The organism is Microbacterium petrolearium (genome assembly GCF_054782875.1).
This window is the reverse complement of record NZ_BAAGRQ010000005.1, coordinates 78,385-99,783: the sequence shown is the minus strand read 5'-3', so window position 1 is coordinate 99,783 and position 21,399 is coordinate 78,385. Positions and strand designations below refer to the sequence as shown.

Annotated in this window: 22 protein-coding genes; 21 read left to right on the top strand and 1 reads right to left on the bottom strand. The window is 72.6% G+C overall.

The genetic code is table 11. The features are described from left to right. The first annotated feature begins 120 nt into the window (after positions 1-120). Positions 121-471 carry an Rv2175c family DNA-binding protein gene (locus ACYVJ0_RS05895; RefSeq protein WP_460816614.1) on the top strand — a complete coding sequence of 117 codons (351 nt, stop codon included), beginning with the start codon at positions 121-123 and terminating at the stop codon, positions 469-471. A 39-nt stretch (positions 472-510) separates the two neighbouring features. Here ACYVJ0_RS05895 and ACYVJ0_RS05890 read toward each other — a convergent pair whose 3' ends face one another. Beyond that, entirely contained in the window at positions 511-1,599 is a 1,089-nt protein-coding gene (locus ACYVJ0_RS05890) for a polyprenyl synthetase family protein (RefSeq protein WP_460816612.1), read from the bottom strand. 64 nt (positions 1,600-1,663) lie between these two features. On the opposite strand from ACYVJ0_RS05890, the gene ACYVJ0_RS05885 reads away from it, so the two are divergent. The 20 genes from ACYVJ0_RS05885 to ACYVJ0_RS05790 all read left to right on the top strand — a co-directional run bounded on the left by ACYVJ0_RS05885 (position 1,664) and on the right by ACYVJ0_RS05790 (position 21,380). Further along, positions 1,664-2,053 (top strand): DUF3040 domain-containing protein, encoded by a 390-nt coding sequence (locus ACYVJ0_RS05885; RefSeq protein WP_460816610.1) that lies wholly within the window; start codon positions 1,664-1,666, stop codon positions 2,051-2,053. A 250-nt stretch (positions 2,054-2,303) separates the two neighbouring features. Beyond that, positions 2,304-2,735, top strand: coding sequence for a division/cell wall cluster transcriptional repressor MraZ (gene mraZ / locus ACYVJ0_RS05880; RefSeq protein ID WP_449854832.1), 432 nt, complete (start codon positions 2,304-2,306; stop codon positions 2,733-2,735). Positions 2,736-2,836: 101 nt separating this feature from the next. Then, entirely contained in the window at positions 2,837-3,790 is a 954-nt protein-coding gene (gene rsmH, locus ACYVJ0_RS05875) for a 16S rRNA (cytosine(1402)-N(4))-methyltransferase RsmH (RefSeq protein ID WP_460816608.1), read from the top strand. Further along, positions 3,787-4,422 (top strand): hypothetical protein, encoded by a 636-nt coding sequence (locus tag ACYVJ0_RS05870; protein ID WP_460816607.1) that lies wholly within the window; start codon positions 3,787-3,789, stop codon positions 4,420-4,422. The genes rsmH and ACYVJ0_RS05870 overlap by 4 nt, the downstream gene beginning before the upstream one ends. Positions 4,423-4,441: 19 nt before the next feature. Further along, entirely contained in the window at positions 4,442-6,226 is a 1,785-nt protein-coding gene (locus tag ACYVJ0_RS05865) for a peptidoglycan D,D-transpeptidase FtsI family protein (RefSeq protein WP_460816606.1), read from the top strand. Positions 6,227-6,251: 25 nt separating this feature from the next. Then, entirely contained in the window at positions 6,252-7,664 is a 1,413-nt protein-coding gene (locus ACYVJ0_RS05860; RefSeq protein ID WP_460816604.1) for a UDP-N-acetylmuramoyl-tripeptide--D-alanyl-D-alanine ligase, read from the top strand. Beyond that, a complete protein-coding gene (gene mraY / locus ACYVJ0_RS05855; RefSeq protein WP_460816602.1) occupies positions 7,661-8,770 on the top strand; it encodes a phospho-N-acetylmuramoyl-pentapeptide-transferase in 1,110 nt (369 codons plus the stop codon). The genes ACYVJ0_RS05860 and mraY overlap by 4 nt, the downstream gene beginning before the upstream one ends. After that, the gene (gene murD / locus ACYVJ0_RS05850) at positions 8,752-10,308 is read left to right on the top strand and encodes a UDP-N-acetylmuramoyl-L-alanine--D-glutamate ligase (protein ID WP_460816600.1); all 1,557 of its coding nucleotides are present in this window, start codon (positions 8,752-8,754) and stop codon (positions 10,306-10,308) included. The genes mraY and murD overlap by 19 nt, the downstream gene beginning before the upstream one ends. Next, a complete protein-coding gene (gene ftsW / locus ACYVJ0_RS05845) occupies positions 10,274-11,521 on the top strand; it encodes a putative lipid II flippase FtsW (protein WP_460816598.1) in 1,248 nt (415 codons plus the stop codon). Before murD ends, ftsW begins: the two co-directional genes overlap by 35 nt. Before the next feature lie 62 nt (positions 11,522-11,583). Next, positions 11,584-12,657 (top strand): UDP-N-acetylglucosamine--N-acetylmuramyl-(pentapeptide) pyrophosphoryl-undecaprenol N-acetylglucosamine transferase, encoded by a 1,074-nt coding sequence (locus tag ACYVJ0_RS05840; protein WP_460816596.1) that lies wholly within the window; start codon positions 11,584-11,586, stop codon positions 12,655-12,657. A gap of 136 nt (positions 12,658-12,793) precedes the next feature. After that, positions 12,794-14,194 carry a UDP-N-acetylmuramate--L-alanine ligase gene (murC, locus tag ACYVJ0_RS05835; RefSeq protein ID WP_460816594.1) on the top strand — a complete coding sequence of 467 codons (1,401 nt, stop codon included), beginning with the start codon at positions 12,794-12,796 and terminating at the stop codon, positions 14,192-14,194. Between the two features lie 7 nt (positions 14,195-14,201). Then, positions 14,202-15,242, top strand: coding sequence for a cell division protein FtsQ/DivIB (locus ACYVJ0_RS05830; protein WP_449854842.1), 1,041 nt, complete (start codon positions 14,202-14,204; stop codon positions 15,240-15,242). Positions 15,243-15,683: 441 nt separating this feature from the next. Further along, positions 15,684-16,853: a cell division protein FtsZ gene (ftsZ, locus tag ACYVJ0_RS05825; protein WP_460816592.1), complete on the top strand. Its 1,170-nt coding sequence runs from the start codon at positions 15,684-15,686 to the stop codon at positions 16,851-16,853. Positions 16,854-16,855: 2 nt separating this feature from the next. After that, complete coding sequence (locus ACYVJ0_RS05820) at positions 16,856-17,539, top strand: YggS family pyridoxal phosphate-dependent enzyme (RefSeq protein WP_460816708.1); 684 nt, start codon at positions 16,856-16,858, stop codon at positions 17,537-17,539. A gap of 34 nt (positions 17,540-17,573) precedes the next feature. Then, complete coding sequence (locus tag ACYVJ0_RS05815) at positions 17,574-18,029, top strand: cell division protein SepF (RefSeq protein ID WP_460816590.1); 456 nt, start codon at positions 17,574-17,576, stop codon at positions 18,027-18,029. A 109-nt stretch (positions 18,030-18,138) separates the two neighbouring features. Then, complete coding sequence (locus tag ACYVJ0_RS05810) at positions 18,139-18,387, top strand: YggT family protein (protein WP_449854554.1); 249 nt, start codon at positions 18,139-18,141, stop codon at positions 18,385-18,387. A gap of 127 nt (positions 18,388-18,514) precedes the next feature. Then, complete coding sequence (locus tag ACYVJ0_RS05805) at positions 18,515-19,105, top strand: DivIVA domain-containing protein (protein WP_449854549.1); 591 nt, start codon at positions 18,515-18,517, stop codon at positions 19,103-19,105. 10 nt (positions 19,106-19,115) lie between these two features. Then, the gene (gene lspA / locus ACYVJ0_RS05800; RefSeq protein WP_460816589.1) at positions 19,116-19,823 is read left to right on the top strand and encodes a signal peptidase II; all 708 of its coding nucleotides are present in this window, start codon (positions 19,116-19,118) and stop codon (positions 19,821-19,823) included. Next, on the top strand, positions 19,823-20,743 hold the full coding sequence (locus tag ACYVJ0_RS05795) for an RluA family pseudouridine synthase (protein ID WP_460816587.1): 921 nt from the start codon (positions 19,823-19,825) through the stop codon (positions 20,741-20,743). Before lspA ends, ACYVJ0_RS05795 begins: the two co-directional genes overlap by 1 nt. Positions 20,744-20,804: 61 nt before the next feature. Beyond that, positions 20,805-21,380 carry a GNAT family N-acetyltransferase gene (locus ACYVJ0_RS05790; RefSeq protein ID WP_460816585.1) on the top strand — a complete coding sequence of 192 codons (576 nt, stop codon included), beginning with the start codon at positions 20,805-20,807 and terminating at the stop codon, positions 21,378-21,380. Positions 21,381-21,399 lie beyond the last annotated feature (19 nt).

Here is a 21,399-nt window from a genome sequence, read left to right as displayed (position 1 = left end):
TGTCAACTGGTGCTAGCGGGCGAGGGTGGTGTGACTGGAGTGAGTTCTGAGACTGGTGGGACGAGTACTCGGCGCACCGGGCGAGACTCCGGTCGGCCCCCGGAGTGCGAGAATGGCGGCGTGGTGGATCAGACTCCTGCGACGTACCCGACCGACTGGCTGCCGCTCCCCGATGTGGCGGAGCTGCTGGGCGAGACCGTGAGCCGCGTGCGCCGGCTGCTGGACGAGCGCGCGCTCGTCGGATCGCGCCGCGACGGCATCCTCAAGGTGCCGTCGGTCTTCCTCGTGGACGGGCGGCCGCTGTCGTCGCTGCGCGGCACGGCGATCCTGCTGCACGATGTCGGCTTCTCGGACGACGAGGCCATCGACTGGCTGCTGACGCCGGAGGAGTCGCTCGGCGTCGCGCCGATCGAGTCGCTGCTGGCCGGCCGCAAGGCCGAGGTGCGCCGCGTCGCGCAGGCGCTCGCCTGATCCCGGCGACTCGACGCCTCGCGGCGGTCAGGCGTGCGCTCAGGACGTGCGCTGCGTGGCGGCGCGCGCGAGCTCGCGCAGCGAGCCGACGGCCGCGTTGTCGAGCCGGGCGCCGCTGAGCGCGCGATCCGCCTCGCGTGCGTAGGACGCGATCGCGTCCTCCGTGCGATCGAGAGCGCCGGAGCGGCGGATGGCGTCGGCGAGCATCGAGATCTGGCCGTCGTCGAGCGTCGGGTCGCCGAGCAGCTCGTCGAACACGCGGCGCACCGAGCCGGGCACGCTCTCGCGCGCCCACGCGATGAGCACCGTGCGCTTGCCCTCGCGCAGATCGTCGCCGGTCGGCTTGCCCGTCTCCGCCGCGTCGCCGAACACGCCGAGCACGTCGTCGCGCAGCTGGAACGCCATGCCGAGCCGCCGGCCGAAGTCGCCCAGCGACGCGCGCTGGTCCGGCTCGCCGCCGGCCAGCGCGGCGCCGATCACGAGCGGCTGCTCCACGCTGTAGCGGGCCGACTTCAGCGAGGCGACCCGCAGTGCGCGGGCCGCGTGATCGCCGTCGGGCACCGTGCGCCATGCCGATTCCTCGGCGAGGTCGAGGAACTGGCCCATCGTCACCTCGCGACGCATCAGGGCGTACTCGGCGCGCGTGGCTGCGGCCGTGGTGGGGGAGAGCGCGAGCGCGTCCTCCATGAGGTCGTCGCTCCAGGCCACCAGCAGGTCGCCGACGAGCAGGGCGCCGGAGCGACCGAACGCCGCCGCATCGCCCGCCCAGCCGGCCGCGCGGTGGGCCGCCTCGAGCGCGCGGTGCGCGGAGGGGCGGCCGCGGCGCGTGTCGGCGTTGTCGACGAGGTCGTCGTGCACGAGGGCGGCGGCCTGGAAGATCTCGAGCGCGCACGCGGCCGGCAGCAGGGCCTCGCGCGCGGCGCGCGCGCCGTCGCGATCCGCGACGGCTCGCCAGCCGGCGGCGCAGAATCGGGCGCGCAGACGCTTGCCGCCGCGCAGGGCGGCGGCCGCGTGGTCGACCATGAGCACGGCCTCGTCGCCGTGCTCCGAGGCCTCTGCCCTGCGGTCTGCGACGAAGCTATCCAAACGCTGGGAGATGTCCGCGATGAGGTCGTCGGCAGGCTGCACGGGGCCTAGCCTAGTGAGAGGACCCGGCGATAGACTGGGGCGAGCGAAGCACAAGGGGGACCGGATGCCTCTCTCCGAACAGGAGCAGCGTCTGCTCGACGAGATGGAACGCCATCTCATGCAGAACGACACCGACGTCGTCAACGCCTCGAATGCCGGCCGCGCGCTCAGCTACCGCAATCTCGTCATCGGTGCGATCATCGCGCTCGTCGGTCTCGGCGGCGTGATCGCGGGCGTGGCCCTGTGGCAGTCCAACATCGTCCTCGGCGTCGTCCTCGGCGTCATCGGCTTCGTCGCGATGCTCGTGGGCGTCGTGCTCGCCACCAGCCCTTCCGCCGCGCCCCCGATCGCCCCGGGCTCCGCGCCGCGCCGTCCCTCCGGCGGCGGGGCCGGATCCGCCTCGTTCATGGATCGCATGAACGAGCGCTGGGACCGCCGCCGACAGGGCGGCTGACTCCCTTCCCCTCCACTTCGACGAAAGCCCCGGCCATCGCGGCCGGGGCTTTCGTCGTCTCTGCCGCCGCGTCCGGCTGATCCTTCCACTCGCCCTCCACCGGCCTCCACCGCCGCCTTCCCTTGAGTTTCCGGGGAAGGCGGCGGCTTCTTTGTCGTGCGAAGATGCTCTTGACCCTTGCGGGTGGGGGAAAGTGGAGTAAAGTGGGGCGCACCTCGGGTTGGCCGGACGATGAGGGGGGTGAAGGCCGATGCTGTTGGGCACACACACCCCCAAGCTCGACGACAAGGGCCGCGTCATCCTCCCCGCCAAATTCCGGGAGGAGCTCGCCGGCGGCGTCGTCGTGACGCGCGGCCAGGAACGCTGCCTCTACGTCTTCAGCACGTCGGAGTTCGAGCAGGTGCACGAGCGCATCCGGCAGGCGCCGCTGAGCAACAAGCAGGCGCGCGACTTCCTGCGCATGTTCCTCTCCGGCGCGAGCGCCGAGACGCCCGACGGTCAGAACCGCATCACGGTGCCCCAGCACCTGCGCCAGTACGCAGGGCTCGAGAAGGAGCTCGTCGTCACGGGCGTCGGCGCGCACGCCGAGATCTGGGACGCCCAGGCGTGGAACGACTATCTCTCCGCGAACGAGGAGAACTACTCCGAGATGGAGCAGGAGGTGATCCCCGGCCTCTTCTGACCCTCTGGCTGTGACCCTCACCCGACGCGCCCTGACCCCACTTCCCCGGTGTCAGGTCGAGCGGATGGGGATCAGAGCCAGAGGAGCAGGGCCCCGACATCATGAACCTCCGCGACATCCACACCCCCGTCCTGCTCGAGCGCTGCGTCGAGCTGCTCGGCCCTGCGCTCCGCGCCCCCGGCGCCGTCTACGTCGACGGCACCCTCGGCATGGGCGGTCACTCCGAGGCGTTCCTCGAGCGGTTCCCGCAGGCGAGGCTGGTGGGCCTCGACCGCGACCCCGATGCCCTGCGCATCGCGGGGGAGAGGCTGGCCCCGTTCGCCGACCGGATCACGCTCGTGCACACGGTGTACGACGGCATCCGCTCCGCCCTCGACGACGCCGGCGTCGCGCGCGCCGACGCGATCCTCTTCGACCTCGGGGTGTCGTCGCTGCAGCTGGACGAGGCCGAGCGCGGCTTCGCGTACGCGCAGGATGCGCCGCTCGACATGCGCATGGACCCGACGGGCGGCCCCACGGCCGCCGACGTGCTGGCGACCTACGCCGAGGGCGACCTGCGGCGCATCTTCGAGCGCTACGGCGAGGAGAAGCTCGCCGCCCGCTACGCCCGCGCCATCGTGCGGGCGCGCACGGAGGCGCCCATCGAGCGCTCCGGTCGCCTCGTCGACATCCTGCAGGACGCCACGCCGGCCGCCGTCAAGAACGCAGGCCACCCCGCCAAGCGCGTCTTCCAGGCGCTGCGCATCGAGGTCAACGGCGAGCTTTCCGCCCTCGAGCGCGCGATCCCCGCCGCCCTCGACGCGCTCGCGGTGGGAGGCCGGATCGTCGTGCTGTCGTACCAGTCGCTGGAGGACCGCTTCGTGAAGCGCCTGTTCGCGGAGGCCATCGCCTCGAGCGCCCCGCGGGGGCTGCCCGTGGAGCTCCCGGAGCACGCCCCGCGGTTCCGCGCCCTCGTCCGCGGCGCGGAGCAGGCGAGCGACGAGGAAGCCGAGCGCAATCCGCGCGCCAAGCCCGTGCGCCTGCGCGCGCTCGAGAAGCTGAGGGAGGCCGCATGAGCCTGGCCGAGCAGTTCCCCGCCCTGCCGTCGCGGCACGTCGCGCGGCCCGAGCGCCGCGACGAGGCGCCCGAGCGCCGCCTGCGGCCGGTTGAATCGACCCTGCCGCGCCGGCGCCCTCGCATGGTCTACGCCATCGTCGCCGTCGGCGGCGCGGTGGCGATCGCCGTCGCGCAGATGGCGCTGTCGGTGCTCACCACCCAGGACAGCTACCGCGTGGCCGACCTGACGCAGCAGCAGCGCGAGCTCTCGCTCGAGGCGCAGGCGCTCGAGGACGCCGTCGCCGGCCTGAACTCGCCGCAGTACCTCGCGGCCAACGCCGCCGCGCTGGGCATGGTGGTCGGCGGCGCGCCCACGTACCTGCGCCTGAGCGACGCCGCGATCATCGGCTCCGGCGCGGCCGCTGAAGGGACCTCCTCCGTGTCGGCCCAGGACCCGCAGATCGGCAACGCGCTCGTGGGCGACACGCCGCTCGTGACCGATCCCGGCCGCTCGCTGCAGGGGGCGGTGCCCGCCGAGGAGGCGCCGGGCGGCGCGATCGGCGGCGACGCCGCGACCGGCGCGGAGACGCCGCCGTCCGGATCCGAGATCCCACCCCTGACCGAGGGGCTTCCGAGCCCCGCGACCCGGTGACACGACAGGAGCATCGCCCATGACCTCGAGGTCGGAGCGCACGCCGCGTCAGCGCACGGTCATCGCGCTGTTCGCGGTCGTCGCGGTGCTCGCCGCGTTCCTCGTCCGCCTCGTCGACATCCAGGTGGTGAACGCCGACGACCATGTCGGCGATGCGCAGGCCATGGGCCTCGCGGGGGAGCGGACGCTCTACGGCAATCGCGGCAGCATCGTCGACGCCGACGGCACGGTGCTGGCGAGCAGCACGCAGCTGTACGACGCGCAGATCGACCCGTTGCTGGCCACGAGCATGGAGCGGCTCTCGGACGACGGCAAGACGAAGGAGATCGTCCCGTTCGCGGACTTCGCGGGGCAGATCGCGCAGGTCACGGGCCAGGATCCGGCGGATCTGGAGAAGATCGTCTCCGACGCCCTCGCGGACAACCCCGAGTCGCGGTTCGCGTACATCAAGCGCGGCGTCAGCACCGCGCAGTACCGGGAGCTCGTCGAGCTCGGGCTGCCGTTCATCACCTTCGCGCCGCAGCCGTCCCGCGTGTATCCGAACGGCGCCGTGGGCGGGAACCTGCTGGGGTTCATGAGCAACGACGGCGAGGCGCTGGCCGGCTACGAGCTGCTCGGCGACGCGTGCCTGCAGGGCTCGAACGGGCGGGAGACCTATCAGCAGAGCCCCGACGGCGTGCGCATCCCCGGCACCGAGACGGTGGAGCCGGCGCAGGACGGCGGCACGCTGCAGATGACGATCGACGCGGACCTGGAGTGGTACCTCAGCGAGATGATCGCGGAGGAGACGCAGCGGATGGGCGCGCTCAGCGGCACCGTGACGGTGGTCGAGGTGGCCACGGGCAAGATCCGCGCCGCGGCGGAGTACCCGGCGCTCGATCCGAACGACGTCCTCGCGTCGGATCCCGCCGACCGCGGCTCGCGCATCTTCACGACGACGTTCGAGCCGGGGTCGACCTTCAAGCCGATCACCGCGTCGATGCTGCTGGACCAGGGGGCGGCCACGCCGATGTCGACCGTGCCGGCGGCCGGGCGCGAGACGTTCCCGAACGGCGCGGCGGTGGGAGACCCGTTCTCGCACGAGACGTACAACTACACGCTCGCCGGCGCGCTGATCGACTCGTCCAACGTGGCCATGTCGAAGTTCGGCGAGAAGCTGCCGGCGCAGGTGCGCCACGACTACCTCGAGAAGTTCGGGGTGGGGCAGCGCACGGCGATCGGCTTCCAGGGGGAGGAGCCGGGCGTTCTGCACCCCGCCGAGAACTGGGACAACCAGACGTACTACGCGACGAACTTCGGCCAGGGCTTCACGACCACCGTGCCGCAGGTGGCGAGCGCGTATCAGGCCATCGCGAACGGCGGCCTGCAGCAGCCCCTGAGTCTCGTCGAGTCGTGCACGAAGGCCGACGGCACGGTGGTCGAGCCGGAGCTGCCCGAGCCGAAGCAGGTCATCAGCGAGCAGGCCGCCGCCGAGACGGCGCTCATGATCGAGAACGTGGCGGCGCAGGGCAGCATCGCCGAGCAGATCGAGGTGCCGGGCTACCGCATCGCGGCCAAGACCGGCACCGCCCAGAAGCCGGCCGAGGGCGGCGGCTACAAGGCGGGCGTCTACTTCACGAGCATCGTCGGCTTCGCCCCGGCCGAGGACCCCGAGTACGTCGTCATGGTCACCCTCGATGAGCCCACTCAGGTAAGGTCGTCTGCGGCCACGGCCCCGGCGATGCAGAAGGCGATGACGCAGGTGCTGAAGCACTACCGCGTGATGCCCTCGACCGGGGAACCCCACCTCTTCCCGAAGTATTGATGCGCGCGCTCGCGCGGAGGTCCAGATGATCGCCCTGACCCTGGCAGAGGTCGCCGCCGCGGTGCGCGGCGACCTGCGGCCGCACGGCTCCGACACCCCCGACACCGTCGTCTCGGGAGGCGTCGACACCGACTCGCGCGCCATCCGCTCCGGCGGCGTGTTCGTCGCGAAGCCGGGCGAGGCGACCGACGGGCACCTGTTCGTCGGCAAGGCGATCGAGAACGGCGCGGCGCTCGCGATCGTGGAGCGGCCCGTCGACGAGCCCGTGTCGCAGATCGTCGTGGCCGACGCCGTCGCCGCGCTGGCCGAACTGGCCCGCGAGGTGGTGGCGCGCGTGCGCGCCGGCGGCCGCCTGCGGATCGTCGGGATCACGGGATCGAACGGCAAGACGACGACGAAGAACATGCTCGCGGCCGTCCTGGGTCCCGAGGGCGAGACGGTCGCGCCCGTGGCGTCGTTCAACAACGCCGTGGGCGCGCCGCTCACGATGCTGCGGGTCACGCACGACACGCGGTTCCTCGTCAGCGAGTTCGGTGCCGACGCGCCCGGGCAGATCGCGCGTCTGGCCGGGCTCGTCACGCCCGACATCGGCGTGGTGCTCATGGTCGGCATGGCGCACGCGGGCGGCTTCGGCGGCATCGAGGAGACCGTGAAGGCCAAGTCGGAGCTCGTGCGCGCCGTGCGGCCGGGCGGCGTGGCGGTGCTGAACGCCGACGATCCGCGCGTGGCCGGCATGGCGACGATCGCCGCCGAGCGGGGCGTGGACGTGCGCTGGTTCGGCCGCGACGAGGGCGCCCAGGTGCGCGCGGGCGAGGCGACCGTGACGGCCGCGGGCACGGCGACGGAGGTCTCCGTCGACGGCCGCACCCTGCCGCTGCGCCTGCGGGTGCTCGGCGCCCACCACGTCGTCAACGCCCTCGCCGCGATCACCGCCGCCACGGAGCTCGGCGTCGCCCCGGACGACGCCGTCGCGCGGCTCGAGGAGCTCGAGCTCGCGGAGCGCTGGCGCATGCAGGTGCTCGGCAGCGAGCGCGTGCGCATCATCAACGACGCGTACAACGCCAGCCCCGACTCGTACCACGCGGCGCTGCGCACGCTCGCGCAGATCACGGGTCCCGACGAGCGCATGGTCGCCGTCCTGGGTGCGATGAGCGAGCTGGGCGAGTACGACAACGCCGAGCACGCGAAGGTCGCGCTCCTCGCGGTGCGCCTGCGGATCCCGCGCATCGTCGTCGTCGGCCGCGAGGCGCGCGGGCTGTACCTGTCCGTCATCGCCGAGGGCTCGTGGGACAGCGAGGCGGTGTTCTTCGAGACCGCCGACGAGGCCTACGACTACCTCATGGGCGAGCTGCGCGACGGCGACCGCGTGCTCGTGAAGTCGTCGAACGCGGCGGGCCTGCGGTTCCTGGGGGATCGTCTGGGAGAATCCTTCTCGTGAGATCACTCCTGACGGCGGCCGCGATCTCGTTCGCGTTCACGCTCTTCCTCACGCCGGTCTTCCTGCGGTTCTTCCGCAGGTGGGGCTGGGCGCAGGTGATCCGCACGCCCGACGACCCCCGCAACCCCAATCACGGCGCGAAGCGCGGCACGCCCACGATGGGCGGCGTCATCTTCATCGCCGGCACGATCCTGGGCTATCTCGTCGGCTGCTACGCGGGCAACAACCCGCCGACGCCGTCCGGTCTGCTCGTGATCTGGCTCATGCTCGGCTTCGGCGCGGTGGGCTTCATCGACGACTGGCTGAAGGTGCGCAAGCAGCACTTCGGCGGGCTCGGCAGCTGGCAGAAGATCGTGGGCCAGATCCTCGTGATCATCCCGTTCGCCGTCGCCGCGCAGGCCTTCCCCGACGACTGGGGCCAGACACCCGGCGGCTTCGGCGTGTCGTTCTTCCGCGAGCTGCCCTGGCTGTCGTTCGCGCTCGTCGCTCCCGTGCTGGGCTGGCTTCTGTACCTCGCGTGGCTCGCGCTGCTGGGCGTCGGGTTCTCGAACGCCGTCAACCTCACCGACGGCCTCGACGGGCTGGCCGCCGGCATCGGCATCTTCGTGATGGGCGCCTACAGCCTCATCGCGTACTGGCAGTTCAACCAGGCGTGCACGGGCGAGGGGCTCGCGGCGGTCGACCAGTCGGCGTGCTACACGGTGCGCGACCCGCTCGATCTCGCGATCATCGCCGCCGCCGTCGTGGCGGGTCTCGTCGGCTACCTGTGGTGGAACGCGCCCAAGGCGCAGGTGTTCATGGGCGACGTGGGGTCGATGTCGATCGGCGGCGCCGTGATGGGCATGGCGGTGCTCACGCACACCGAGCTGCTGGGCATCCTCATCGCCGGCGGGTTCATGCTCGGCCCGGGATCCGTGGTGCTGCAGCGCCTGTACTTCAAGGCGACGAAGGGCAAGCGGCTGTTCCTCATGAGCCCGCTGCACCACCACTTCGAGCTGCGCGGCTGGCTCGAGGTGACGATCGTCGTGCGGTTCTGGATCATCGGCGGCATCCTCGCGGTCATGGGCGTTGGCCTCATGTACGTCGAATGGCTGAGCCTCCTGTGAACGCCGCCGATCGCCTCGCGACCCTGACGAGCTGGCGCGCCGACTGGTCCGGCCTGCGCGTGGCCGTGCTCGGGCTCGCCGCCACCGGATTCTCCGTGGCCGACACGCTCGCCGAGCTCGGGGCCGACGTGCTCGTCGTCAGCGAGAAGGCCGAGGAGGAGTACGCGCGCCTCGTGCCCGTGATCGGCGCGCGGCTGCACCTTGGTCCGCTCGATGAGGTGCCCGCCGAGCTGGAGGCCTTCGATCCCGAGCTCATCGTCGCCTCGCCCGGGTTCCCGCCGTCGCACCCCGTGATCCGCTGGGCCCTCGAGCGGGGCGTGGCGCTGTGGGGCGACATCGAGCTCGCGTGGCGGGTGCGCGACAAGGTGCTCCGGCCCGACGGCACCCCCGCCGAGTGGGTGCTCGTCACGGGCACGAACGGCAAGACCACGACCACGCGCCTGGCCGCGACGATGATGAAGGACGGCGGGCTGCGCGCCGCGCCCTGCGGCAACATCGGCGTGCCCATCCTCGATGCCGTGCGCGATCCGGCTGGCTTCGACGTGCTCGTCGTCGAGCTCTCCAGCCACCAGCTCTGGTACCTCGGCCTCAGCGCGCTCGAGGGCCAGCCGGTGCCGCACGCGAGCGTGTGCCTCAACCTGGCCGACGACCACCTGCAGTGGCACGGGTCCTTCGAGGCCTACCGCGACGCCAAGGCCGTGGTCTACCGCAACACCCGCGTCGCGTGCGTCTACAACAAGGCGGACGAGGCGACGCGGCGCATGGTCGAGGACGCCGACGTCGTCGAGGGCGCGCGCGCGATCGGATTCGACCTGGGGGTGCCGGGACCGAGCGACCTCGGGGTCGTCGACGGCATCGTCGTGGACCGCGCCTTCCTCGACGACCGCCGCACCTCGGCCCTCGAGCTCACGACGCTCGCCGAGCTCGCGGAGCGCGACCTCGCGGCCCCGCACGTCGTCGCGAACATCCTCGCCGCCGCCGCGCTGGCGCGCTCGCTCGGCGTCGAGCCGGTCGCGATCCGCGACGCGCTGCGGGGCTTCCGCCTCGACCCGCACCGCATCGAGGTCGTGGCGCGCGCGCAGGGGATCACCTGGGTCGACGACTCCAAGGCGACCAACCCCCACGCGACGGCCTCGTCGCTCGCGGCGTTCCCCGGCGCGATCTGGATCGTCGGCGGGCAGCTGAAGGGCGTCGACATCGGCGACCTCGTCGCGGCCCGCGGCCCCGGGAGCAAGGCGGCCATCGTCATCGGAACGGAGCGGGGCGAGGTCGTCGCGGCGTTCCGGCGACACGCGCCCGGGGTGCCGCTGTTCGAGGTGGACCACACCCAGACTGAGGATGTCATGACCAGGGCCGTCGAGCTGGCGGCGCAGGTCGCGCGGGACGGAGACGTGGTGCTGCTGGCACCGGCCGCCGCCTCATTCGACCAGTTCCGCGGCTACGACGACCGCGGCGACAGATTCGCACAGGCCGTGAGGGCATGGATCGAGAGGGGGACGCGCGATGAGCACGACGACGCGTCCTCCGGCGGCCGCTGACGCGCGCGGGACGGACGAGCCCGGCCCGCGCCGCGGCCTGCTGGCGCGGGTCTCGCTCGGTCAGGCGTTCGCGGCGGCGCCCGTCGAGTTCCTGCTCATCTCGTCGACCGCGCTGATCCTCACGGGCTTCGGCGCCGTCATGGTGCTCTCGGCCACGTCGGCGACCTCCATCACGGCCGGCGGCGGGCCGTACGACGCCGCCATCCGCCACGGGCTGTTCGCGCTCGTGGGCGTCCCGCTGATGTTCATCGTCAGCCGGTTCCCCATCGCGTTCCTCAAGAGGATCTCGTGGTTCGCGCTCATCGCGGCGGTGCTGCTGCAGCTGCTCGTGTTCACCCCGCTCGGCTACGAGTCCGGCGGCAACCGCAACTGGATCGATGTCGCGGGCTTCACGCTGCAGCCCTCGGAGTTCCTCAAGCTCGCGCTCGCGCTCTGGGTGGGGTTCATCCTGTACCGCAAGCGGACCCTGCTGGCGAACTGGAAGCACGTGTTCATCCCGCTCGTGCCGGTGGCACTGCTCGCGATCGGCACGGTGCTGGCGGGCGAGGACCTCGGCACGGCCATGATCCTCGTGCTGCTCGTGCTGGGCGCGCTGTTCTTCTCGGGCGTCAAGCTGCGGATCTTCATCCTCCCCGTGCTCGTCGGCATCGTCGGTGTGTTCGCGCTGGCCGTGACGAGCCCCAACCGCATGGCGCGGATCATGAGCTTCCTCGACTCCGAGTGCGCCGACTACTACGACTCCTGCTATCAGCCGCTGCACGGCATCTGGGCGCTGGCCGAGGGCGGCGTCTTCGGGGTGGGCCTGGGCAACTCCAAGCAGAAGTACGAGTGGCTGCCGGCGGCGGCGAACGACTACATCTTCGCGATCGTGGGCGAGGAGCTCGGCCTCATCGGCTGCGCCGTCGTCCTCACCCTGTTCGCGCTGTTCGCCTACGGCGCGTTCCGCATCATCCGGCGCACCGACGATCCGTTCGTGCGCGTCGTCGCGGGCGGCATCACGGTGTGGATCGTGGGGCAGGCCCTCATCAACATCGGCGTCGTGCTGCGGGTCTTCCCGGTGTTGGGCGTGCCGCTGCCGTTCCTGTCGTCCGGCGGCACCTCGCTCATCTCGGTCCTGCTCGCCTCCGGCGTGCTCCTCGCCCTCGCGCGCACGCTGCCGCCGGTGTCGGAGACGATGACCCCGGCTCCGACTCCCGCGCCGCGCCGCCGCTGACCGGCGCCCGCCGGCGCGCGCCGCTCGGCGGGGATCCATCCGCACCCTGCGAGGATGGACGGGTGACGACCTATCTGCTCGCCGGCGGCGGCACCGCCGGCCACGTCAACCCCCTGCTCGCCGTGGCCGACGGGCTGCGCGAGCGCTCCGCGGACGACGAGGTGCTCGTCCTGGGCACGAGGGAGGGACTCGAGGCGCGGCTCGTCCCCGAGCGCGGCTACGAGCTGCTCGTCGTCGACAAGGTGCCGTTCCCGCGCCGCCCGAACGGCGCCGCCCTGCGGTTCCCCGTCCGCTTCGCGCGTGCCGTCTCGCAGGTGCGCGGGCACATCCGCCGCCACGGCGTCGACGTCGTGCTGGGCGTCGGCGGCTACGCCTCGGCACCCGCCTACGTGGCGGCGCGGCGCGAGCGCGTGCCGTTCGTCGTGCACGAGGCCAACGCCCGCCCCGGCCTGGCCAACGTGCTGGGCGCGCGCGGCGCGGCGGCCGTCGGCGTCGCGTTCGCGGGCACGCCACTGCGGGGCGCGGAGGTGGTGGGCATGCCGCTGCGTCCCGAGATCGCGCGCCTCGACCGCGACGCCCGCCGCGCGGAGGCCCTGGAGCTGTTCGGCCTCGCCGCCGACCGCCCCGTGCTGCTCGTGTTCGGCGGATCGCTCGGCGCCAAGCGCATCAACGACGCCATGGCGGGCGCGTGGCGCGACATCGTGGACGCGGGATGGCAGATCCTGCACGCCGCGGGGGAGCGCGCCGGCGAGGTGGACGCGGGCGGCGAGGGCTACGTCGTCGTGCGCTACCTGGACCGGATGGACCTGGCCTTCGCCGCGGCGGACGTCGTGCTCTCTCGCGCCGGGGCCTCGACGGTGAGCGAGATCAGCGCGCTCGGCATCCCCGCCGTGTACGTGCCGTACGCCGTCGGCAACGGCGAGCAGCGGCTGAACGCGGCCGGCGCCGTGGGCGCCGGGGCGGCGATCCTCATCGACGACGCCCAGCTCACGCCCGCGCGCCTGCGTTCGGAGCTCGTGCCGCTGCTGCGCGACGCGGGGCGCCTCGACGAGATGCGCACCGCGGCGGCGCGCGCGGGGACCCGCGAGGGCACCGCGCACGTCATCGCGATGCTCGACCGAGCGCTCGGCCGCTGATCCCGCCGCGCCGCTCGTGGGCGTCGGCGCCCCGCGAGGCGGATGCGGTGCCGTGCGGCGCGCATCGTGGGAGTCCGCCGCCTGTTCGGGCGCGCCGAGCGCGAGTGTCGGCGGGCGAACCTAGACTCGAAGTGCCATGATCAAGCCCGACCTCTCCGTGCCCATCCCGAGCCAGATCCGCGCCGTGCACTTCATCGGCATCGGCGGATCGGGCATCTCGGGACTCGCGCGCATGTTCCTCGCCGCCGGCGTCCCCGTCTCGGGCTCGGACCGCTCCGAGAGTCAGAACACGCGCGACCTCGCGGAACTGGGCGCCACGGTCCACATCGGGCACGATGCCGCCAACCTCGGCGACGTCGACACGGTCGTGTACACGGGGGCGATCTGGCCCGAGAACCCCGAGTACCTCGCGGCGAAGGAGCGCGGTCTCACGCTGCTGCACCGCTCGCAGGCGCTGAAGTACCTCGTCGGCGCCCGCCGCCTCGTGTCCGTCGCCGGCGCGCACGGCAAGACCACCTCGACCGGCATGATCGTCACGGGCCTCGGCCGGCTGGGCGCCGACCCGAGCTTCGTCAGCGGCGGCGTCATCCAGGACAGGGGCGCGTCCAGCGGCACCGGATCCGACGACCTGTTCGTCATCGAGGCCGACGAGTCCGACGGCACGTTCCTGCTCTACGACACCTCGATCGCGCTCATCACGAACGTCGACGCGGACCACCTCGACCACTACGGCTCGCACGAGGCGTTCGACGACGCGTTCGTGCGCTTCGCCGACGGCGCACGCGAGGCCGTCGTCATCTCGGCGGACGACGAGGGCGCGCGCCGGGTGAGCGAGCGCCTCACGCACCGGAACGTGACGACCTTCGGCGAGTCGCACCGCGCCGACCTGCGCATCGTCGACATCCGCACCGACGGGCCCGTCGCCTTCGCGCTGGAGCACGCGGGCGAACGGGTCGAGGGCCGGCTGCAGGTGCCGGGGCGCCACAACGCGGTCAACGCCGCCGGCGCGGTGGCCGTGCTGCTGCAGCTCGGCTACGGTCTCGAGCCCGCGCTCAGGGCCGTCGAGGGCTTCGGCGGCACGGTGCGCCGCTTCGAGCTGCACGGCGCCGAGCGCGGCGTGAGCGTGTTCGACGACTACGCCCACCACCCCACGGAGGTCGCCGCCGCACTCGCGGCCGCCCGCACCGTCGTCGGCGACGGGCGGATCATCGCCCTGCACCAGCCGCACACCTACTCGCGCACGCAGCTGATGGCCGGCGAGTTCGCCAAAGTGCTCGAGGAGCTGGCCGACCACACCGTCGTGCTCGACGTGTACGGCGCCCGCGAGGATCCCATCCCCGGCGTCACGGGCGAGCTCGTGAGCGGCGCGTTCGACGATCCGTCGCGCGTGCGCTTCCTCGCCGACTGGCAGGAGGCGGCCGAGTACACGGCGGGCGTGGCGCGCGAGGGCGACTACGTCATCACCCTCGGCTGCGGCGACGTGTACCGGATCATCCCGCAGGTGCTCGGCGCCCTGCGCGAGGGCGCGGAGGGCTGACGGGGGCATGAAGCGGCCCGGCCCCCTTCCCGCAGCGCGGCCGACCCCGCCCGAGCCGCGTGAGCCCGAGCGGGAGCTCGCGCTCGCGCGCGACGACCACGACCACGCGGTGGACACCGCGCCGATCGCCGACGTCGTCGAGCTGCCGCCCCGTCGCCTCTTCGGCCGGCGGGCCGAGCGGCGGCGTGAGGGGCTCGACGACGGTCCCGACGGGCTCGACGCGACCGTCGATGCCGAGGAACCGGACCTCGACGGCACGCGCGGCGAGGAGCAGGCGACGGGATCCGTCGGCTGGCGAGAGCTCTGGCGCGCCTCCCGCGCCCGCCGCCGGGCGCTGCGCGCGGAGATCCGCCGCTTCACCGCCCGCACGCGCCGTCGCCGCTGGTACGCGATCGGCGCCGCGGCGGCCCTGCTGCTGCTGGTCGGCGGCAGCGTGGGCGCGGCGTACAGTCCGCTGTTCGCGGTGCGCGACGTCATCGTCGTCGGCTCGGAGACCCTCGACGAGGCCGCCGTCGAGGCGGCGCTCGCGACGCAGGTGGGCCGGCCCCTGCCGCTGGTGGACCACAGCGAGGTGAAGGCCGCGCTGCTCGGCTTCCCGCTCATCGAGACCTACGCGATCGAGGCGCGACCGCCGCACGAGCTCGTCATCCGGATCGTGGAGCGCACGCCCGTCGGCGTGATCCAGACGGACGCCGGCTTCACGCTCGTCGACGCCGCGGGCGTGGCGCTGTCGACCACCGCCGAGCCTCCCGCGGGTCAGCCCGTGATCTCCGTCGAGGCGGGTCCCGGCTCCGAGACCTTCGCCGCCGTCGGCCAGGTGCTGCGCTCGCTCCCGGCCGAGCTGCACGGGCAGGTGACCGCGGCCACGGCGAGCACGCCGCAGGATGTGCGGCTCACGCTCGGCGCCACCGGCACCGAGATCGTGTGGGGGACCGCCGACGAGTCGGCCATGAAGGCGCTCTCGCTGCAGAAGATGATGGCCGCGAAGCCGCCCGAGGGCGTCGCCCTGTACGACGTCTCCTCGCCCGAGGCCGTCGTCGTGAGGTAGCGGGGTGTGTTCTTTTCAGAAGCGTCTGCGCCGCTCGGGCACCCGCTGTGCGGGTGCCGCTCGCGTGCTCGCGCCGTCGCGTCCCGCGCCGGCGAGGCGGCGCTGCGCGCCGCGGGGCGGCCGCATTGGCGGCCGCACGCTCGCGCTTCGCGCTCACACAGTGATCGGTTGTGCTGTGGCTTGCTGACCGGTTGCACCCCTCGGTTGCTGAACGGAGCGGCGGAGCCGCGGAGATGAAGCGACCACCGCAACCGCGTCGGCGCGCGGCACGCAATCCGGGTGGGAAGCGCGACACGCCCCGGTCCAATCCGAACGCGATCCGCTGGCCCGCTTACCTTCGGAGAAGGGAAATACATACCGGGCAATTCTTTAACGTTCAGGTTGAACGTGAAGGTTGACCGCTCGGGATGAGAGCCAGGGTTCGCACAATCGGAGGCCGGCATGAGCCAGAACCAGAACTACCTCGCCGTGATCAAGGTCGTCGGCGTCGGCGGCGGTGGCGTCAACGCCGTCAACCGCATGATCGAGCTGGGCCTGCGCGGGGTCGAGTTCATCGCCGTCAACACCGACGCGCAGGCGCTGCTCATGAGCGACGCCGACGTCAAGCTCGACGTGGGCCGCGAGCTCACGCGCGGCCTCGGCGCGGGCGCCGACCCGGAGGTGGGGCGTCGCGCGGCCGAGGATCACGCCGAGGAGATCGAGCAGGCCCTCGCGGGCGCCGACATGGTCTTCGTCACGGCGGGCGAGGGCGGCGGCACCGGCACGGGCGGCGCGCCCGTGGTCGCGCGCATCGCCAAGTCCATCGGCGCGCTCACCATCGGCGTCGTGACCAAGCCGTTCTCCTTCGAGGGTCGCCGCCGTCAGCAGCAGGCCGAGACGGGCGTGGCTGCGCTGAAGGAGGAGGTCGACACGCTCATCGTCGTGCCGAACGACCGCCTCCTCGAGATCAGCGACCGCGGCATCTCGATGGTCGAGGCCTTCGCCACGGCCGACCAGGTGCTCCTTGCCGGTGTGCAGGGCATCACCGACCTCATCACGACCCCCGGTCTCATCAACCTCGACTTCGCGGACGTCAAGAGCGTCATGCAGGGCGCCGGATCCGCGCTCATGGGCATCGGCTCCGCCCGCGGGGCCGATCGCGCCATCAAGGCCGCCGAGCTGGCGGTCGAGTCGCCGCTGCTCGAGGCCTCGATCGAGGGCGCGCACGGCGTGCTGCTGTCGATCCAGGGCGGATCGAACCTCGGCATCTTCGAGATCAACGACGCCGCGCAGCTCGTCAAGGAGGCCGCCCACCCCGAGGCCAACATCATCTTCGGAACCGTCATCGACGACACCCTCGGCGACGAGGTGCGCGTCACGGTCATCGCGGCCGGCTTCGACGGCGGCGAGCCGCAGACGCGGCTCGACGTGCCGTCGCTCGCGGCCCGCCCCGCCGCCCCCGCGGTCCCGGCCGCGGCGGCTGCCGCCGATCCGGCCGAGCGCGCCGAGGGCGCGGCGCCGAAGGACGAGCGCGAGAGCGTCTCCGTCGCGGCGGCGCCCGTGGTGCCCGACGCGAGCGGCTTCGACTCGGCGTTCGACGAGGACCTCGACATCCCCGACTTCCTGAAGTGACCGTGCCGGATCTCGCCGCCCGCCTCGCAGACGTCGACGAGCGCATCGCCGACGCCGCGAGGGCGGCCGGGAGGGATCCGGACGAGCTGACGCGCATCGTCGTCACCAAGTTCCATCCGGCCGCCCTCGTGCGCGAGCTGCATGCGCTCGGCGTGCGCGACGTGGGGGAGAACCGGCAGCAGGAGCTGACGGGCAAGACCGAGGAGTGCGCGGACCTCGCGGATCTCCGCTGGCACTTCATCGGCCAGGCGCAGACGAAGAAGGCGAAGGCCATCCGCCGTGCCGCCTCGGTCGTCCACTCGGTGGACCGCGAGAGGCTGGCGGATGCGCTCGAGGCGGCGGGCGAGGGCATGCCCACCCTCGACGTGCTGCTGCAGATCAACCTCACCGACGATCCCGGCAGGGGCGGCGTGGCGCCCGAGGGCGTCGAACCGCTCGCCGAGCACATCCTGGGGCTGTCCACGCTGCGTCTGCGCGGCGTCATGGCGGTCGCGCCGCTCGACGAGAACCCGGCCGCGGCGTTCGCGCGGCTGGCCGAACACGCCGAGCGCGTGCGCCGGCTCGCGCCGGAGGCCACGTGGCTCTCGGCGGGGATGACGGCGGATTTCGCGGAGGCGATCGCGGTGGGCGCGACACACCTGCGCATCGGGACGGCAATCACGGGGGCGCGGCCCGACCGGGCTTAGCCTCGAAGACAACGAGCACCTTACGGAGGACGCGATGGCGAACCCGCTCAAGAAGACGATGGTCTACCTCGGCCTGGCGGACGAGGAGGAGTACGACGAGGCCGACGAGCGGCAGACGCCCGTGCGCGCCACGCGCGAGGAGCGCCACGCCCGCGACGAGGAGGTGCCCGCGCCCGTGACGCCGATCCGCCGCCCCGCCGTCGTGCGCCAGCCCGCGTCGGCGCCCGTCACCGAGATCGTCACGGTCCACCCCAAGCAGTACCGCGACGCGCAGACGATCGCCGAGCACTTCCGCGACGGCGTGCCCGTGATCATGAACCTCTCGCAGATGAGCGACGCCGACGCGCGCCGCCTCATCGACTTCGCGAGCGGCCTCTCGCTCGGCCTGTACGGGCGGATCGAGCGGGTCACCAGCAAGGTGTTCCTGCTCAGCCCCGAGAACATCGCGGTCTCGGGCGACGGCGCCATCACCGGCGACGACGCGCTCTGAGCGCCGTCGGCCCCGGTCGGGCGCGTCGGGCATCCGGTCGCGCCCGGGATAGGCTCATCTCGTGATCGCGCTCGTCTTCACGCTGCTGAACCTCCTCGTGCTCCTGTACATGCTCGTGCTGTTCGGGCGGCTGATCCTGGACTACATCCCGCTGTTCAACCGCGAGTGGCGTCCGAAGGGCGCCATGCTCGTGATCGCGGAGGCGGTGTACACGGTCACGGACCCCCCGATCCGCTTCCTGCGCCGGTTCATCCCGCCCCTGCGGGTGGGCGGTGTCGCGATCGACTTCGCGTTCGCGATCACGATGTTCCTGTGCATCATCCTGCTCTCCGTCACGAGCGTCCTCGCCGGCGTCTGAACCCGTTCTCGGATTCGCGTCTGGGGTACGGCTCCCGGCATGGTCCGGTTATGCTTGCTCGAGACTGAAGCCGCGGGCCCGACCCCGCGGCCCTCCGACTGTCTCTGATCGAAAGAGGTCCCTCCCCATGGCACTCACCCCGGATGACGTCGTCACCAAGCAGTTCCAGCACGTCCGGTTCAAGGAGGGGTTCGACCCGGATGAGGTCGACGACTTCCTGGACGAGATCGTCGTCGAGTGGCGCAAGGCGCTCGAGGAGAACGAGCGCCTGAAGGCGCGCGTCGCCGAGCTCGAGTCGGGCGCGACGCCCGCGGCCCCCGCGGCCGAGGCTCCGAAGCCCGTCGAGACGCCGCAGCCGGCCGCGCCCGCCGAGGCGCCGCAGGCGAACGCCGCGACGAGCGCCGTGAGCATCATCGAGCGCGCGCAGCGCCTGCACGACGAGCACGTCGCCGAGGGCAAGGCCGAGGCCGAGAAGCTCGTCGCGGACGCACGCTCGCAGGCCGGCGAGATCATCGCCGACGCCGAGCGCAAGCAGCAGGAGATCCGCGTGCGCCTCGAGAACGAGCGCAAGTCGCTCGAGTCGCGCATCACGGAGCTGCGCGGTTTCGAGCGCGACTACCGCGCCGAGATGCGTTCGTTCTTCGAGACGAAGCTGAAGGACCTCGAGAGCTCGAGCACCGCGTCGTCGTCGACGCCGGTCTCGGCGATCGGTCTCTGAGCCCGGCCCGTTGAGCGGCCGAGCCCCCCTTCGCACGGCGGCGGCCGGCGCCCTCATCGCGATCCTCGCGGTGACGGTGCTGGCCGCCGACCAGTTCTCCAAGCACCTCGTCCTGCAGTCGCTGGAGCCCGGCACCACGGTGCCGGTGGTCGGCGACGCCCTGCAGTTCGTCCTCGTCTTCAACCCCGGCGCCGCGTTCTCGCTGGGTGAGGGCGTCACCTGGATCTTCACGATCGCGATGGCGGTCGTCGCGGCCGCGATCGTCTACGTCGCCGCCACGCGGGTGCACTCCCGGCTGTGGGCCGTCGTGCTCGGGCTGCTGCTGGGGGGAGTGCTCGGCAACCTCGCCGACCGACTGTTCCGCGATCCCGGCTTCGCCGTCGGGCACGTGGTCGACTTCATCCTCACGCCCTGGATGTGGTTCTGGGCGCCGCACCCGGCGATCTACAACGTCGCCGACATCTTCATCGTCGGCGGCATGGCGGCCGTCGCGCTGCTGCTCGTGATCGGGCTGGAGCTCGACGGCACGCGCGGCGAGAAGGCGGCGGACGGCGGCGGCGCTCCCGCGGCCGACGACGCCGGCGAGGCCGCCGCGCGCCCGGCGGTCGAGACGGTCGAGGGCGACGCGTCGGCCCCCGCCGAGGCCGATCGCGCCGCGACGGATCGGGACGACGCGGTCGACCGGGTTCCGGCGGACGCCGCGGGAGACCGGGACTGATGGAGTCCCGCAGGCTTCCCGTCCCCGACGGGCTGGACGGCACGCGCGTCGACGCGGCCCTGGCCAAGATGCTCGGCTTCTCGCGGACCTTCGCGGCGGAGGTCGTCGAGGCCGGCGGCGTGCAGCTCGACGGCGCGGTCGTCGCGAAGTCGGATCGCGTCACGGCGGGCTCGTGGCTCGACGTCGAGTGGCGGCCGAAGGAGGAGCCGCGCGTCGTCGCGGTCGTGGTGCCCGAGCTCGGGATCGTCCACCAGGACGACGACATCGTCGTGGTCGACAAGCCGGTGGGCGTCGCCGCCCATCCGTCGCTCGGCTGGGAGGGCCCGACCGTGCTCGGCGCGCTCCTCGCAGCTGGGGTGCAGGTCGCCACGAGCGGCGCCGCCGAGCGGCAGGGGATCGTGCATCGCCTCGACGTGGGCACGAGCGGGCTCATGGTGGTCGCCAAGACCGAGCGCGCGTACACGCTGCTCAAGCGCGCCTTCAAGGAGCGCACGGTCGACAAGGTCTACCACGCCGTGGTGCAGGGGCATCCGGATCCGCTGGTCGGCACGATCGACGCGCCGATCGGGCGACACCCCAGCCACTCGTGGAAGTTCGCCGTCACGCGCGACGGCAAGGACTCCGTGACCCACTACGAGACGATCGAGGCCTTCCCGGGCGCCTCGCTGCTCGAGATCCATCTGGAGACGGGCCGCACGCACCAGATCCGCGTGCACATGGCCGCCCACCGGCATCCGTGCGTCGGCGATCCGCTCTACGGCGCCGACCCGACCATGTCGGCGCGCCTGGGACTGACGCGCCAGTGGCTGCACGCCCACCGCCTCGCCTTCGACCACCCCGGCACGGGCGACCGGGTCGAGTTCGCGTCGCCGTACCCCGCCGACCTCCAGAACGCCCTCGACATCCTCCGCGGCGAGTAGCACCGCGCGCGAGGGTCGACCACCCGTTCCCGATGTCGGGGGCGGCGGGCAGGATGGCGGCATGGCCATCACGACGCGCCCCGCGACCGACTTCGAGGGCGTGCGCGCGCTGGTGGGGCCCAAGCGCCCCGACGCGAACGTGTGCTGGTGCCTGAGCCACCGGGTTCCGGCGAAGCTCAACCGCGAGCTGGTCGGGCCGGCCAGGGCCGAGTTCGTGCGCGCCATGTGCGAATCGGATCTGCCGCCGGGCGTGCTCGCGTACGACGGCGACGAGCCGGTCGGCTGGGCCGGTGTCGCGCCGCGCGCCGACACCCAGTTCGCCCGCAGCCGCACGATCCCGCACGTCGACGATCTGCCTGTCTGGACCGCGTGGTGCTTCCGCGTGCGCCCCGGGCACCGGCGCAAGGGCGTCCTCGACCGCCTGCTCCGGGGCGCCATCGCCTTCGCGCGTGAGCGCGGCGCCCCCGCGCTGGAGGGCTACCCGGTCGACAACCGCGGTGAGCGGGTGGACCAGACCATGGCGTTCGTGGGCTTCCGCGACATGTTCGAGCGCGCGGGCTTCACGAAGGCAGCCGACACGATCTCGGTCTCGGGCGGGTTCCCCCGCGTCGTCATGCGCCTCGACCTGCGCCGCTGAGCCGCGGTGTCGGAGGTCG